Annotated in this window: 13 protein-coding genes; 7 read left to right on the top strand and 6 right to left on the bottom strand. The window is 51.1% G+C overall.

The features are described 5' to 3' along the window. Positions 1-14 precede the first annotated feature (14 nt). Complete coding sequence (locus tag JFN88_RS21975) at positions 15-278, top strand: HPr family phosphocarrier protein (RefSeq protein ID WP_199021485.1); 264 nt, start codon at positions 15-17, stop codon at positions 276-278. A gap of 77 nt (positions 279-355) precedes the next feature. Here the strand turns inward: JFN88_RS21975 and JFN88_RS21970 are convergent, their stop codons facing one another. The 6 genes from JFN88_RS21970 to JFN88_RS21945 all read right to left on the bottom strand — a co-directional run bounded on the left by JFN88_RS21970 (position 356) and on the right by JFN88_RS21945 (position 7,055). Then, positions 356-1,306, bottom strand: coding sequence for an ABC transporter ATP-binding protein (locus JFN88_RS21970; RefSeq protein WP_199021484.1), 951 nt, complete (start codon positions 1,304-1,306; stop codon positions 356-358). Beyond that, the gene (locus JFN88_RS21965; RefSeq protein WP_199021483.1) at positions 1,299-2,378 is read right to left on the bottom strand and encodes an ABC transporter ATP-binding protein; all 1,080 of its coding nucleotides are present in this window, start codon (positions 2,376-2,378) and stop codon (positions 1,299-1,301) included. The genes JFN88_RS21970 and JFN88_RS21965 overlap by 8 nt, the downstream gene beginning before the upstream one ends. Positions 2,379-2,392: 14 nt before the next feature. Further along, positions 2,393-3,310 (bottom strand): ABC transporter permease, encoded by a 918-nt coding sequence (locus tag JFN88_RS21960; RefSeq protein WP_199021482.1) that lies wholly within the window; start codon positions 3,308-3,310, stop codon positions 2,393-2,395. Between the two features lie 3 nt (positions 3,311-3,313). Continuing rightward, positions 3,314-4,249, bottom strand: coding sequence for an ABC transporter permease (locus tag JFN88_RS21955; protein WP_199021480.1), 936 nt, complete (start codon positions 4,247-4,249; stop codon positions 3,314-3,316). 52 nt (positions 4,250-4,301) lie between these two features. Continuing rightward, complete coding sequence (locus JFN88_RS21950; protein WP_199021479.1) at positions 4,302-5,984, bottom strand: peptide ABC transporter substrate-binding protein; 1,683 nt, start codon at positions 5,982-5,984, stop codon at positions 4,302-4,304. Positions 5,985-6,572: 588 nt separating this feature from the next. Beyond that, the gene (locus JFN88_RS21945; protein ID WP_199021476.1) at positions 6,573-7,055 is read right to left on the bottom strand and encodes a glutathione peroxidase; all 483 of its coding nucleotides are present in this window, start codon (positions 7,053-7,055) and stop codon (positions 6,573-6,575) included. Between the two features lie 239 nt (positions 7,056-7,294). On the opposite strand from JFN88_RS21945, the gene JFN88_RS21940 reads away from it, so the two are divergent. The 6 genes from JFN88_RS21940 (at position 7,295) to JFN88_RS21915 (ending at position 14,074) form a co-directional block, all read left to right on the top strand. Then, the gene (locus JFN88_RS21940) at positions 7,295-7,753 is read left to right on the top strand and encodes a MarR family winged helix-turn-helix transcriptional regulator (protein ID WP_332908532.1); all 459 of its coding nucleotides are present in this window, start codon (positions 7,295-7,297) and stop codon (positions 7,751-7,753) included. A gap of 149 nt (positions 7,754-7,902) precedes the next feature. Beyond that, positions 7,903-8,940, top strand: coding sequence for an FtsH protease activity modulator HflK (gene hflK, locus JFN88_RS21935; RefSeq protein ID WP_332908537.1), 1,038 nt, complete (start codon positions 7,903-7,905; stop codon positions 8,938-8,940). Continuing rightward, positions 8,937-9,806: a protease modulator HflC gene (gene hflC / locus JFN88_RS21930; protein ID WP_199021473.1), complete on the top strand. Its 870-nt coding sequence runs from the start codon at positions 8,937-8,939 to the stop codon at positions 9,804-9,806. Before hflK ends, hflC begins: the two co-directional genes overlap by 4 nt. A 372-nt stretch (positions 9,807-10,178) precedes the next feature. Further along, complete coding sequence (pheS, locus tag JFN88_RS21925) at positions 10,179-11,213, top strand: phenylalanine--tRNA ligase subunit alpha (RefSeq protein WP_199021472.1); 1,035 nt, start codon at positions 10,179-10,181, stop codon at positions 11,211-11,213. A 44-nt stretch (positions 11,214-11,257) separates the two neighbouring features. Continuing rightward, the gene (gene pheT / locus JFN88_RS21920; protein ID WP_199021471.1) at positions 11,258-13,699 is read left to right on the top strand and encodes a phenylalanine--tRNA ligase subunit beta; all 2,442 of its coding nucleotides are present in this window, start codon (positions 11,258-11,260) and stop codon (positions 13,697-13,699) included. Positions 13,700-13,846: 147 nt separating this feature from the next. Then, positions 13,847-14,074: a hypothetical protein gene (locus tag JFN88_RS21915; RefSeq protein WP_199021470.1), complete on the top strand. Its 228-nt coding sequence runs from the start codon at positions 13,847-13,849 to the stop codon at positions 14,072-14,074. The last annotated feature ends 3 nt before the right edge of the window (positions 14,075-14,077 follow it).

Raw genomic sequence — 14,077 nt, 5'->3', positions numbered from 1 at the left:
GAGTGATGAGAGAAATGGCAACTGGAACTTTTACTGTACTCAATCCATCGGGGTTTCATGCCCGTCCGACGAAAGTGTTCGTTCAAGCGGCTACCGCTTTTCAATGCAAGGTGAGTCTGAGCAAGAACGGCAAAAAGGTAAACGGCAAGAGCTCTCTGAGCATTCTGACGCTCGGAATTGCCGTAAATGATGAAGTGATTTTGGAGACAGACGGTGATCAGGAAGAGAAAGCGCTGCAAGAACTGGGCGCATTGCTGACCAAGATTTACGAGGAATAGACAACCGGCGATTTATTCATCGAGCCTCCGTAAATGAGCAAAAAGGAGAGGCCGCTCGGCCTCTCCTTTTTGCTCATCTATCCGCCCACTCTCGCCATTGCCATTCTTGAGGTATATTGTTCCAGTTCCCTCTCCGAGCAATAAACGAAATGCCCTGGTGTGACCTCATGCATCTGCGGTTGTTCCAGCACTGTGTACTGGTGAATGGTCGGATCATACAGTTTGCGCCGGCGTGCCCGTTCTGCATCCGGGTCGGGGACCGGAATTGCCGACAGCAGCGAGCGCGTATATGGATGAAGCGGGTTGTTGTACAGCTCATCCGCCGGCGCAAGCTCGACTAGTTTGCCGTAATACATCACGCCGATCCGGTCGCTGATGTATTTGACCATCGACAGGTCATGGGCAATGAACAGGTAAGTCAGATTGTTCTCACGCTGCAGCTTCTTCATTAGATTGACGATCTGGGCTTGGATGGACACATCCAGCGCCGAGATCGGCTCGTCCGCGATGATAAACTCCGGGTCCACGGCGAGCGCGCGGGCAATGCCGATCCGCTGCCGCTGTCCGCCCGAGGCTTCATGCGGGTAGCGTCCGGCGTAATCCCGGTGCAGCCCGACCTTGTTCAGCAGTTCATGAACCTTGGCCGTACGTTCCTCCCGATTCTTTGCCAGACCGTGAATATCGATGCCCTCTGCGATAATATCTCCAACCTTCATACGCGGGTTCAGCGAGGCATAAGGGTCCTGGAAGATCATTTGCATCTTGCGGTTGAACTTCTTGAGCGCGGACCTGCTTTTGCGGCCATGGACATTCTCGCCTTCATACAAGACCTGGCCTTCTGTGGCCGGATACAGCCGGATAATGGTTCGCCCGGTCGTCGATTTGCCGCAGCCTGATTCACCGACAAGTCCGAGCGTCTCTCCGCGGTAAATATCAAAGCTGATGCCGTCTACCGCTTTCACGATATTGTTCTTGTCCATATGAAAATGCTGCTTCAAGTTTACAACCTCAATCAGCTTCTCAGCCATGATGCCTTCCTCCTTCCGCAAGCAGAGGCTTGTCGTAGTTCGTAGCAAGCTTGCGCATCCGCCGTCTGACCGCTTCGGGTATTTCTACCTTGGGGGCTTCCGGATGAAGAAGCCATGTCTTGGCAAAGTGGGTGTCAGATACTTGGAACATTGGCGGCTCCTGTTCAAAATCAATCTCCAGCGCGAACCGGTTGCGCGGCGCGAACGCATCACCTTTGGGCGGATTCATCAAATCAGGCGGCGTACCGGGAATATCCATGAGCTCCGTGGAATTGTCTGTATCCAGATCGGGCATCGAGGCCAGCAGTCCCCATGTGTAAGGATGACGGGGATCGTAAAAGATTTCATCGACGGTTCCGACCTCGACAATTTGCCCGGCATACATAACGGCAACCCTGTCAGCGATATTGGCGACAACACCCAGATCATGGGTGATGAAAATAATCGACATGCCCAGTTGCGCTTGAAGCTCCTTGAGCAGTTCCAGGATTTGCGCCTGAATCGTCACATCCAGAGCTGTAGTCGGCTCGTCGGCAATCAGCAGCCGCGGATTGGCGGCCAGCGCCATGGCGATCATCGCCCGCTGCCGCATGCCTCCCGACAGCTCATGGGCATACAGGTTCATCCGCGTCTCCGGCAGGGCAATGCCGACGAGTTTGAGAAGTTCAATCGCTCGTGCCCTAGCAGCGCCGGAAGACATCTTCTGATGTTTTGCCAGCACCTCGGTAATTTGCCTGCCGATTTTCATCGTTGGGTTCAGCGAGGTCATCGGGTCCTGGAAGATCATGCTGATCTCTTTGCCCCGGATTTTCTCCATCTCCTTGCCTGATTTCGATACAAGATCGATGCCGTTCAGTAGAATTTCCCCGCTCTTGATCTGTCCCGGAGGCATCGGAATCAGCTTCATGACCGACTGGGCGGCCACGCTCTTCCCGGAGCCGGATTCGCCAACGACCGCCAGTGTTTCTCCTTTGTACACATCAAACGAAATATCGCGCACAGCCTGGACCTCTCCGCCGTATGTTCGGAAGGACACCTTTAAGTTTTTGACCTCTAGCAGCTTGTCTCTCATATTCCGGCTCCTCCTTATTTCCGCAGTTTCGGGTCCAGTGCATCACGCAGACCGTCTCCGATGACATTGAATGCAAAGATTGTCAAACAAATGAACGCTGCCGGGAAGAACAGCCGCCACGGATAATATTTGATGGCGGGCAGCCCGTCGGAGGCCATCGTTCCCCAACTCGCCAGCGGCGGTGACAATCCGAGCCCAAGATAGCTCAGAAACGATTCGGTGAAAATCGCCGTCGGAACGGTAAGCGTCATGGTAACCAGAATAGGGCCCATCGTATTGGGGATGAGATGCTTGCGCATAATTCGACTCATGCCTGCGCCAAGTGTCCGTGCTGCGAGCACATATTCCCTGTTCTTGAGCGACAACACTTCGCCGCGTACAATCCGGGCCATATTGATCCACCCGGTAATCGTCATCGCCAGAATCATCGTAGCCAGGCTCTGGCCGAGCACCACCATGAACAGAATTGCCAGCAGCAGATAAGGCACGCCATATAAAATATCTGCGGCACGCATCATGGCCTCATCGGTTCTCCCGCCTCTATAGGCGGCAATACCGCCCCAGATGACACCGATCAGCAGATCGATGAGCGCCGCAGATACGCCGATAAGGAGAGAGATGCGCGCGCCTTCCCAGGTGCGGGTAAATACATCGCGTCCCAAATCATCCGTGCCGAACCAATGCTCGGCGGAAGGAGCGAGATTCTTCTGGCTCAGATTGTTCGTACGGTAATCATAACCGGTCATATGCGGACCGAAAACGGCCATAAATACCAGTCCGATCAGCAGCGCCAGTCCGATCATGGCCAGCTTGTTCTTGTAGAAACGGGTCATTACATCCCGCCAAAAAGAGAGGCCGCTTCGGGATACATTGTCCGCATCCTGATGCTTGATGCCTGCCAGCTTGAATTTGTCTCGAAGCACCGGTTCCATCTGTCAGGCACTCTCCTTTCTGCCGGTCAACTTGATCCGCGGGTCAATCAGCACGTACAAAATATCTACAAGCAGGACGCACAGAAGCAAGATAATACTGTAAAACACGGTAACGCCCATAATGACGGTATAGTCGCGATTGCCGATGCTCAGCACGAAGCTGGAGCCAAGTCCCGGAATGCCGAAGATTTTCTCAATGACGAAGCTTCCGGTAATAATGGTTGCTGCAAGCGGTCCCATGTAAGAGACGACAGGCAACATGGCATTGCGAATCGTATGGCGGACTGTAATTGATGATTGACTGAGGCCTTTGGCCCTGGCTGTCTTGATATAATCGTTGCTCAGCACTTCCAGCATGCTGGAGCGGGTCAGCCTGGCGATGAAAGCCGTTGGCGTCGAAGCCAGCGCCAGCGCCGGAAGTACCGTATGCATGAACGACTCCCAGCGGGCGACCGGGAAAATGCCGAGCTGGAGGGCGAATACGTATTGCAGCACGGTCGCCATAATGAAGGAGGGGACGGAAATCCCCGCTACGGCGATAATCATGGCGCCGTAATCCTGCCATCGATTATGCTTAAGCGCAGCAATTGTCCCAAGAATGACGCCGACTGCCAGCGCAATGAAGATCGCCATCAGGCCCAATACAGCTGATACTTGGAAGCCGTCGGCAATGAGCTGATTAACCGTTTGGCTCTTGTATTTGAATGAGGGACCGAAGTCCCACTGTGCAATCTTGACCAGATATTCCCCGTACTGCACGTACCAGGGCTGATCCAGTCCGTAATGTGCTTTCAAGTTTGCTTCAATCTGCGCAGGAAGCCGCTTCTCTGAGGTGAATGGATTGCCGGGCGCAAAGCGCATAAGGAAGAACGTTGCTGTCACAATGAGCCATAGAGAAAGCAGAATATACAGCACGCGCTTGCCGATGTATCTCAACATGATGGCCGGACACCTCCGTATTTATTGATAAGGATTGTGTTCAGCATGAGGGTCAGGCCTCAAAGTAAGCCCATTTGAAATAAATATTGGACAAGCCGTCAATAAAGACATCCTTGAGCTTGTCGTTCACGACCCAGTTATTCGTATAGAAATAGATCGGCAGCACCGGTACTTCATCCATCAGAATAGCTTCTGCATCTTTCAGGAGTTGCGTGCGCTTGGCAGCGTCTTTTTCAGTGGAGGATTTGGCCAGCAGGTCCTTGAACTGTGCATTTTCCCAGCCGGTATCGTTGTTGCCGCCGTCCTTGTCGCGGAACATCTCCAGGAAATTGACCGCATCGTTGAAGTCTGCTATCCAGCCCATGCGCCCGACTTGATAGTCCAGGGAGTGAAGCTTCTCAATATAAACCGCCCACTCGGAGTTTTCCAGCGTGACTTCTACGCCAAGATTTTTCGTCCACATGTCCTGAATCGCCTGGGCGATCTTCTGATGGCCTTCGCTTGTATTGTAGGAGAGAGTGATGGCAGGAAGCTCGGATACGTCTTTATATCCCAGCTCTTCGAGACCCTTTTGGAGGAACCCCTTGGCCTTGTCGATATCATTGTCAGCAAAGAATCCCTTGCTGTTATCCGCAAAAATGGAAGGCGGTACAAAAGCGGTCGCCGGGAACTGGCCGCCCTGCGTCACGTTGTCAATGATGGCTTGTCTATCGATAGCATAGGCGAAAGCTCTTCGAATATTCGCATTGTTAAACGGTTTCTCTGTGGTATTGAATTTATAGAAATATGTCGAGGCAGCGGCCTGTGAATGAAGCTTCCCGGAATCGCGCAGCGACGGAATTGCATCTGTCGGCAGGGCGCCGATCGGGCTGCCGGCCCAATCCAGCTCATTTTTCTCAAACATGCCGAGCACGGTATTTTCGTCATTTACGATTGTCATCGTAATTTTATCCAGCTTGACGGTATTCTTGTCCCAATACGAATCGTTTTTTAACAGCACGACTTTGTCGTTGTGGGACCACTCAACCAGCTTGAAAGGACCGTTGGAGGTATAGAGATCGCCCGCATTGTCCGCCCAGTTTTTATTGGCTTCCGCAATTTTGCTGTTAATCGGCAGATACGTATAGAAGCTTGTCAGCTCCAGGAAGAATGGCGTTGGATTGACCAGTTTGACTTCCAATGTTTTCTCATCCAGCGCGTTGATACCGATGGCATCATCCGAGCCCTTGCCCGTATTGGCCTGTTCTGCGCCTTCAATATAATAAAGCTGATAAGCATATTTGGCCTCATTAGCGGGGTCCAGTACCCATTTCCAGGCGTATTCGAAATCATGAGCCGTGACCGGGTCGCCATTGCTCCATACTGCATCACGAAGTTTAAAGGTATACACCTTCTGATCATCCGAAACATCAATTTGCTCGGCTATCGCCTTCTCGGGCTTGCCGCTTTTGCCGATTGTCGTCAAACCTTCAAGAATCTGATTCAGCACGCCGCCGGATACATTGTCATTTGCAAGTCCCGGATGAAGGCTAGGAGGCTCTGAGTGCAGATTATACCGCAGCTCCTGGCTCGCATTGCCACCCGCATCTCCTTGTGCAGGGCTTTCTCTTTCGCTAGTTGTTCCCTTGTTGTTGCCGGTATTGCCAGGCTGATTGTTTGTCGGCTTGGAGCATGCCGCAAATACGAGACTTGTCATTAATAACATACTGAGAACGATCATGATTCTTTTCTTCATAAATATGCCTCCTTGTTTTTTTTATATTTCAAATGGATCAGGCAGCAGTCCCCCCAAGCAATTCAAGCATTTTACATAAATAAATGGGAAATATAATATTCATAATATTGAATACAACATTACTGTCAAAATATAAGATCACATTGCTCTAAATCTACTAACGGAAAAAATAGATGCTCGAAGAGGGGATGACCCGTACATAATCCATCTGATAGCCTTGGTAAAAAGGAATGCCAAGTCAAGTTGGATAAAGACCGTCTTGGTTGTAAAATGAGGCGAGTTTTCTCGAACTGTGATTTACGTGTGAAGTTGACGGACGAGGAACATTGGTGTAGTAATATGCTGATTCCTGATTTTGAAAACATTCGTACTATTAGGAATAATATCCTCATTTTTGTAAAAATAGCATTAACAAACTCAGTATAAATGATAAATTAAGAGAAAAATGTCGAAATATAGGATTTGTAAAATAAAAAATGTACCCGATCAAATTTACACGCCTTCTTGTAAAATCTGATATTCTAAAAAAAAGACCAAGCAAAGCGCAAAAAGCGCTGCTTGGTCTTTATGGAAGTAAATGACGGATGCTTAGCGGGCGAGCAGGTCTTTAATATATTGTTCAATGCTCTCCGGTGTGTCAGTTGGCGCGAAGCGCTTCAAGACACGGCCGTCGCGATCTACGAGAAACTTGGTGAAGTTCCATTTGATCTGCTTGATGCCAAGCGCGCCGGGAGCTTCGCTTGTCAGGTGCTTGAAAAGCGGGTGCGCGTTTTTCCCGTTGACATCGATTTTGGAGAACAGCGGGAAGGTGACGCCGTGATTGATTTCGCAAGCTTCCGCAATCTGGTCATCCTGGTCCAGCTCCTGATTCATAAATTGGCTGCTCGGGAAGCCCAGTATGTTGAAGCCTTGATCCTTGTAGGTCATGTACAGCTTCTGCAAGCCTTTGAATTGCGGGGCAAAGCCACATTTGGTGGCTGTGTTTACAATCAGGAGCACCTGACCTTTGTAATCGGTCATGGTTTGCTCAGTTCCACGAATGGTGCTGACTTGAATGTCATATAAACTCATTGTATAGTCCTCCTTGTGGGTGGCAGCCACATAAATTGGTTTATTGTCGTGCGATTAAGGTGGTATCGCAGTCATGCTATTCCATCATTATTGCTTGCAATTAAATTGTATACAATCTAAATTCACTTGTCAACAGGTTGCCATTAAATTAATTGTATACAATTAGATTGTAAATCATCTATTAAATCACTATAATGGAGCTACAACATGAACATGTGGTAGAGAAAGGAGAAAATCATATGATGGAGCAACAGGATTTGTTCTTGAAGCTGGAGCAGCATCTGTGCTTCACAGCTTATGCTTGTTCGAAAGAGATGACTAAGCTGTACCGGCCTATTCTGGATGAGTTCGGCTTGACTTATACGCAGTATATTACGTTAGTGGTGCTATGGGAGCGACGTAAGCTGCCCATGAAGGAACTGGGCGCGCGTCTGTATCTGGATTCTGGCACCTTGTCGCCGCTGCTCAAGAAGCTGGAGGGGATGGGGCTGATTACACGCATCCGTGACAAACAAGATGAGCGCACTGTCTTGGTCGGACTGACAGAGGCGGGAACAAAGTTGAAGGATAAGGTGAAAAATATTCCGCTGCGTCTGTTCGATCAGAGCGATGTGTCGGAGGAGAAGCTCCTGCAAATTCATACCCAAATGAATGACTTGTTAAACATGCTGGAGGAACTTAATCCGAAGAAGGACTGATTTTTTTGAAACGTCTGGCTGGTTGATGCGTATGGATGTATCATACGGCTTTTATAAGGAAGCGTTATAATTCCGTACCATTAGAGAAAGGGTGTGAACAGATGGAGGTTTTTCCCGGGGGGAGAGAGAACCAGAGCCCACAGAATGGAGTGCCCCAGTTGCCAAAGGGCTCTATTCAGAAGATTATTGCCGGTATTATTGTAGTGGTGGCGCTGGCTATCGGGTGGAGTTCATTTTACACGATTCAGGAGCAGGAGCAGGCCGCGATATTGACCTTCGGCAAATATTCGCATACGGAGGAAAAGTCCGGGCTTCATTTTAAATTGCCTTATCCGATTCAACAGGCAGTTATTGTACCGGCTAATTTGACGCAGCAGCTTCAGATTGGCTACAGACAGGCAGACGGGCAACAAAATATCGGGATTGAAGAAGAAGCGCTTATGATCACAGGGGATGAAAATCTCGTTTCTGCTGATGCAGTCGTAGAGTGGAAGGTCTCCGATCTGCAAAAATTCCTCTATAATATTGAAAATCCGGAGCAGTTTCTCCGCAATTCCGCTGTATCTGCCATTCGTTCTGTAATCGGCTCAACCAATTTGGATTTTGCGATCACAGAAGGGAAGACGGTCATACAAGGCGAGGTCAAAAAGCAGCTTGAGGAGCTGCAGCAGCATTACAACACCGGTATTCATATTGTCGACTTGAAATTCCAGGACATCGAGCCGCCGGAGGGCACGGTGCAGCAGGCGTTCAGAGAAGTGACGAATGCCCGCGAAGAGAAGAATACGAAGGTCAACCAGGCGCAGAAATATGTCAACGACAGGCTTCCTAAAGCAAGAGGGGAAGCGCAGGCGCTGATTGAGCAGGCCGAAGCGGAGAAGCATTCCCGAATCGTGAACGCTCAGGGGGATGTCGCCAAGTTCAACGCGGTCTATAATGAATATGTGAAAAATCCGGATATCACGAGCGATCGTCTCATCCTGGAGACACTGGAGAAGATTCTTCCAAATGCGAAGGTGATCATTACCGATGGCGGCGGGGATACAGTGAAATATTTGCCGCTGAACGAGTTGCTTGGCCCATCCCGTTCGAATCAGTCCCAAGCGGTTGTGCCGCCGGCGGCGCCTCAGGCTCCATCGTCTCAGGGACAGTCATCCGAGGATGAAAAGGGAGGAAACACGCCATGAATAAGAAATGGATTCCCGCAATAGTTGGCGCTGTCGTCCTGGTCGTACTGTTGTCTGGTTCACTGTTTGTCGTAAATGAAGGCGAATACAAGGTTGTGCTCCAGTTCGGGGAAGCGAAGAGAATTCATCAAGATCCGGGCATCAAGGTAAAAATTCCGTTTATTCAGACGGTGACGAGCCTGCCGAAGTACCAGCAAATTTATGAGAGCAACCCGACACCGATTTTGACCAAGGATAAAAAACCGATCAACGTCGACAACTACACAGTCTGGCGGATCAAGGAGCCGCAGAAGTTTCTGCAAACGCTGCGCACCGTATCAGCCGCTGAGGGACGTATCGGCGACGCCGTATACAACACAGTCAGAAGAAAGCTCTCCGAGGTGGAGTACGGGAGCATTATCAGTGAGGATACGGCGCGTGGCAATCTAAATGATGATATTACCAAAGATGTATCCGAAATGTCGGAGCGTCAAAGCTACGGGATTGAAATCGTAGACGTTCGCATCAAGCGCACCGATTTGCCGAAGGAGAATAAGGAGAGCGTATACAACCGGATGATTTCCGACAGGCAGTCGATTGCCGCAGGATATTTGTCTGAAGGGGATGAGGAATCCCGCAAAATTACGTCCAATGCAGATCGCCAGGCCAGAGAGCTGATTGCCAAAGCTGAGTCCGATGCGAAGAAAATTGTCGCTGAAGGCGAGCAGGAAGCAGCGAGAATTTATAATGAGTCTTACGGTAAGGACAAGAATTTCTATAAGCTTTACCGTACGTTGGAAAGCTATGTGACGACCATTCAAGGGGAGACGATAATTATGCTGCCGATCGACTCGCCGTATACCCAAGTGTTGCTGGGCAATAAATAAGAAGCCCCTCTTGCATCGCCAACGAGCTTTGCATATAATGAAGAAATGAAATGAAATGCAATGAAAGAGAAGAGTACGCAGTGCCTTCATTCAGGGAGAGGACACCGGAGACTGGAAGTGTCTTTATGAAATCAGGCTGCCGAAGTTCGCTCTTGAGCAGGTTGCTGAACGGTCGTCATTTTGTTCAAAATGAGTCCCATTAGGATAACCCGGCGCCGAACCGTTAGTCGGATTTTGAGGGATTGAGGTTTTGGCTTTTCGCCGGGGCTGACAATCTGAATTAGGGTGGTACCACGGTCTTTCCGTCCCTTGCGGGGGAGGAAGGGCCTTTTTTTATTTTTCACTTGCATATCCAGTTGAGGAGGGCTATTCATGAAGGAACGATTGGAAGCATTGCGCCAGGAGGCGCTGGAGGAGCTGAAGCAGGTTGCCGATCCGGGTGTGCTCAATGATTTGCGGATCAAGTACCTGGGCAAGAAGGGGGCGCTGACGGAAATTTTGCGCGGCATGGGCAGCCTGAGCAATGAAGAGCGTCCGATTATCGGACAAGTGGGCAATGAAGTGCGCGCGGCAATTGAAGCGGTCATCAGCGAGAAGCAGGAGCTGTTCATTCGTCAGGAGACGGAAAACCGGCTGCGTGCGGAGACGATTGACGTGACGCTGCCTGGAACAAAGACAGCTGCCGGGGCTGTTCACCCGCTGAACAAAGTGGTTCAGGAGATCGAGGATATTTTCATCGGCATGGGCTATACGGTCGCGGAAGGCCCTGAGGTGGAGACCGATTATTATAACTTCGAGGCGCTGAATCTGCCGAAAAATCACCCGGCCCGCGATATGCAGGATTCGTTCTATATTACGGATGAAATTCTGATGCGTACGCAGACGTCACCGGTACAGATTCGTACGATGAAGGCAATGAACGGCAAGACGCCTGTTAAAATCATCTGCCCGGGCAAGGTATACCGCCGCGATGATGATGATGCGACACACTCCTTCCAGTTCAATCAGATTGAAGGGCTGGTTATTGATAAAAATATCCGCATGAGCGATTTGAAGGGCACGCTGCTTCAATTCGTGCAGCAAATTTTCGGCGAACAGACGCAAATTCGGCTGCGCCCAAGCTTCTTCCCGTTCACGGAGCCTAGCGCCGAGGTGGATGTGACTTGCGTACAATGCGGCGGACATGGCTGTCGGATGTGCAAGCAGAGCGGCTGGCTCGAAATTCTCGGCTGCGGCATGGTTCATCCGCGTGTACTGGAGATGGGCGGCTATGACCCGAACGAAGTTAGCGGCTTCGCGTTCGGAATGGGTGTTGAACGGATTGCGCTATTGAAATACGGCATTGACGATATTCGTCATTTCTACACGAATGATCTGCGCTTCTTGAGCCAGTTTGCAAGAATGTGACCGTGGGAATCCAGCGATAAGAGCGAAGAAAGAAGGGGTATAGAATGAAGGTATCGTATAAATGGTTGAAAGATTATGTGGATGTGTCCGGATTCAGCGCCCAGGAGCTGGCGGAGAAGCTTACTCGCGGCGGCATTGAGGTAGACGGCGTCGAGGCGCGCAACCAGGGCGTGACCGGTGTTGTCGTCGGCTATGTGAAGTCAAAGGAAAAGCACCCGGATGCGGATAAATTGAATGTATGTCAAGTAGATGTAGGTACAGGCGAAGAACTGCAGATCGTCTGCGGCGCACGCAATGTGGATGCCGGACAGCATGTACCGGTAGCGACAGTAGGCGCGAAGCTGCCCGGAGGCTTGGCCATCAAGCGCGCCAAGCTGCGGGGCGTGGAATCACAGGGAATGATCTGCTCTGCGAAGGAATTGGGTATTAACGACAAGCTGCTCCCGAAGGAACAGCAGGATGGCATTCTCGTGCTGCCGCAAGGCCTTAAGCTAGGTACGCCGATTGCGGACGTGCTCGGTCTGGATGACGAGATTCTCGATCTCGATCTGACGCCGAATCGCTCCGATGCGCTGAGTATGCTCGGTGTTGCTTATGAGATTGCTGCTCTTACCGGTGGTTCGGTCAAGCTGCCGGAATTTCAGATTCCTGCTTCCTCGGCCAAAGCAGAGGATCATATTTCTGTTCAAATCAGCTCGCCGGAGCAGTGCTCCCACTATGCTGCGCGCTATATTAAAGGCATCAAGCTGGCTCCGTCCCCGCAATGGATGCAAAATCGCCTGATTGCAGCTGGTGTCAGACCGATCAGCAATATCGTCGATATTACCAATTATGTCATGCTTGAATACGGACAGCCGCTGCATGCATTTGATGCGGACAAGGTAGCCGGCGGCAAAATCGATGTCCGTCTGGCCCGCGAAGGCGAGACATTGGAGACATTGGACGGCCAATTGCGCAAGTTGGAGCCGCATATGCTCGTCATTACCGACGGTACGCAACCGATCGCCCTTGCGGGTGTTATGGGCGGTGCAAATTCCGAGGTGTCTGAGGACACGGTCAACATCCTGCTGGAATCCGCCCATTTTGACGGAGGTACAGTTCGTAAAACATCACGCCAGTTTGGCCTTCGCTCCGAAGCAAGCATCCGCTTCGAGAAGGAAGTTGATCCGGCAGTTGTGCTGAAGGCGCTGGAACGCGCAGCTTCTCTGATAGCTGAATATGCAGACGGTCATATTGCAGAAGGCGTCGTAGCCGCCGGCTCTGAAGCGATCAAGTCTGTGCAGATCAGCGTATCCCGTGAACGGATCAACCGTTACCTCGGTACAGAGCTGTCGGGACTCGAGATCAAGACAATTTTTGGCCGTCTGAATGTGGAGTATGAAGAGCCGCAGCCGGACAGCTATGTGGTGAGGGCGCCAAGCCGCCGCGGCGACATCACCCGCGATGTCGATATTATTGAAGAAATTGCCCGTCTGTACGGCTACGACAATATTCCGACGACGCCAATCGAGGGCGCGACTACACCGGGCGCACTGACCGCATCCCAGGCAATCCGCCGTCAGATTCGCAACCGCCTGACCGATGCCGGCTTGCATGAAGTAATCAGCTATTCTTTCACTTCACCGGAGCGTACTAGCTTATTCCCGGCCATCTCAGGCAATGCGGTGCCGGTCAGATTGTCCATGCCGATGAGCGAGGACCGCAGCGTGCTGCGTACAAGCATCCTGCCGAATCTGCTGGACATTGCGGCGTACAATCGCAACCGCAAGAACGAGAATATCGCCATCTTTGAAGCAGGCAGCGTGTTCCTGACAGACGAAGCCGAGCTGACACGCCAGCCGCATGAGCGCCAGAAGCTGGCTGCGCTGCTGACCGGCAGCCGCCGCCATCCGCAATGGAATGTGAAGGCGGAAGCTGTGGACTTCTACGATATCAAGGGCGTTCTGGAAGCCGTCATTGAACTGCTCGGATTGTCCGGCAAGGTGAATCTGCAAGCGGCTGCGCCGGAGCAGATGCATCCGGGGCGTACGGCCGCGATTCTGCTGGATACGCCTCGCGGCAGTGAGACGATCGGCTATATTGGACAGCTTCACCCGGATACGCAGCGTGAGCTGGACCTGGCCGATACGTACGTCTTCGAGCTGAACCTCGAGGCGCTGTATGAAGCTGCCGACAGCTCAATTGTATACCGCGCGCTGCCGCGCTTTCCGGCGAGCACTCGGGATATTGCCGTGGTCATTGACCGGAAGCAGGAGACAGGCAGTCTGAAGACGGCAATCGTGGAGACGGCAGGCGAGCTGCTGGAGTCGGTCGAGGTATTCGACATCTATACCGGCGAACGGCTCGGAGCTGACAAGAAGAGCGTGGCGCTGTCCCTTGTATACCGCCATGCCGAGCGCACTTTGACGGATGAGGAAGTTACGGAGCTTCACGCCAAAGTCGTCGAAAGATTAGAACAATCTTTTCATGCGGAATTGAGAAAATAGGCAGGAAACCGCTTGGGCCATATCGAATTAGTTCTTTGGAACTTTTCGATATGGCTTTTGTTTTTTTAACGTTTTTTTCGCTTTGGGGCGGCGCGTGTTAGGCTGCGGATAGAAGGGTTCTACGGTTCATCATGAAGGATGCAAGGCATGAAACAGGTTTTGAACAGATATGATTCTCCAGAACTCTTCATTTCTATCACTTCGTTACTTGAATCGCAGCAAGCGCTTATTTACAAGTCCCGCTATTTTATCGACTTCAGGCTTTCTACTAAAAACGAATGTTGTCATGACTTCTTAGGATATATGGCATTACTTTTGTCGGGCTGCTGCTTACCAGGCTGCCGCTCGCTTGGGCAAGGCGCGTATATCGATTGAAAA

Origin of the sequence: Paenibacillus roseus, from assembly GCF_016424485.1 — a bacterium.
Classification (GTDB): Bacteria; Bacillota; Bacilli; order Paenibacillales; family Paenibacillaceae; genus Paenibacillus_D; species Paenibacillus_D roseus.
This window is presented reverse-complemented; position numbering and strand designations above follow the sequence as displayed.

Coding starts and splice junctions, on each gene's coding strand:
- JFN88_RS21975 (WP_199021485.1), top strand. CDS start 15: ATGGCAACTGGAACTTTTACTGTACTCAATCCATCGGGGTTTCATGCC.
- JFN88_RS21970 (WP_199021484.1), bottom strand. CDS start 1,306: ATGGCTGAGAAGCTGATTGAGGTTGTAAACTTGAAGCAGCATTTTCAT.
- JFN88_RS21965 (WP_199021483.1), bottom strand. CDS start 2,378: ATGAGAGACAAGCTGCTAGAGGTCAAAAACTTAAAGGTGTCCTTCCGA.
- JFN88_RS21960 (WP_199021482.1), bottom strand. CDS start 3,310: ATGGAACCGGTGCTTCGAGACAAATTCAAGCTGGCAGGCATCAAGCAT.
- JFN88_RS21955 (WP_199021480.1), bottom strand. CDS start 4,249: ATGTTGAGATACATCGGCAAGCGCGTGCTGTATATTCTGCTTTCTCTA.
- JFN88_RS21950 (WP_199021479.1), bottom strand. CDS start 5,984: ATGAAGAAAAGAATCATGATCGTTCTCAGTATGTTATTAATGACAAGT.
- JFN88_RS21945 (WP_199021476.1), bottom strand. CDS start 7,055: ATGAGTTTATATGACATTCAAGTCAGCACCATTCGTGGAACTGAGCAA.
- JFN88_RS21940 (WP_332908532.1), top strand. CDS start 7,295: ATGATGGAGCAACAGGATTTGTTCTTGAAGCTGGAGCAGCATCTGTGC.
- hflC (WP_199021473.1), top strand. CDS start 8,937: ATGAATAAGAAATGGATTCCCGCAATAGTTGGCGCTGTCGTCCTGGTC.
- pheS (WP_199021472.1), top strand. CDS start 10,179: ATGAAGGAACGATTGGAAGCATTGCGCCAGGAGGCGCTGGAGGAGCTG.
- pheT (WP_199021471.1), top strand. CDS start 11,258: ATGAAGGTATCGTATAAATGGTTGAAAGATTATGTGGATGTGTCCGGA.
- JFN88_RS21915 (WP_199021470.1), top strand. CDS start 13,847: ATGAAACAGGTTTTGAACAGATATGATTCTCCAGAACTCTTCATTTCT.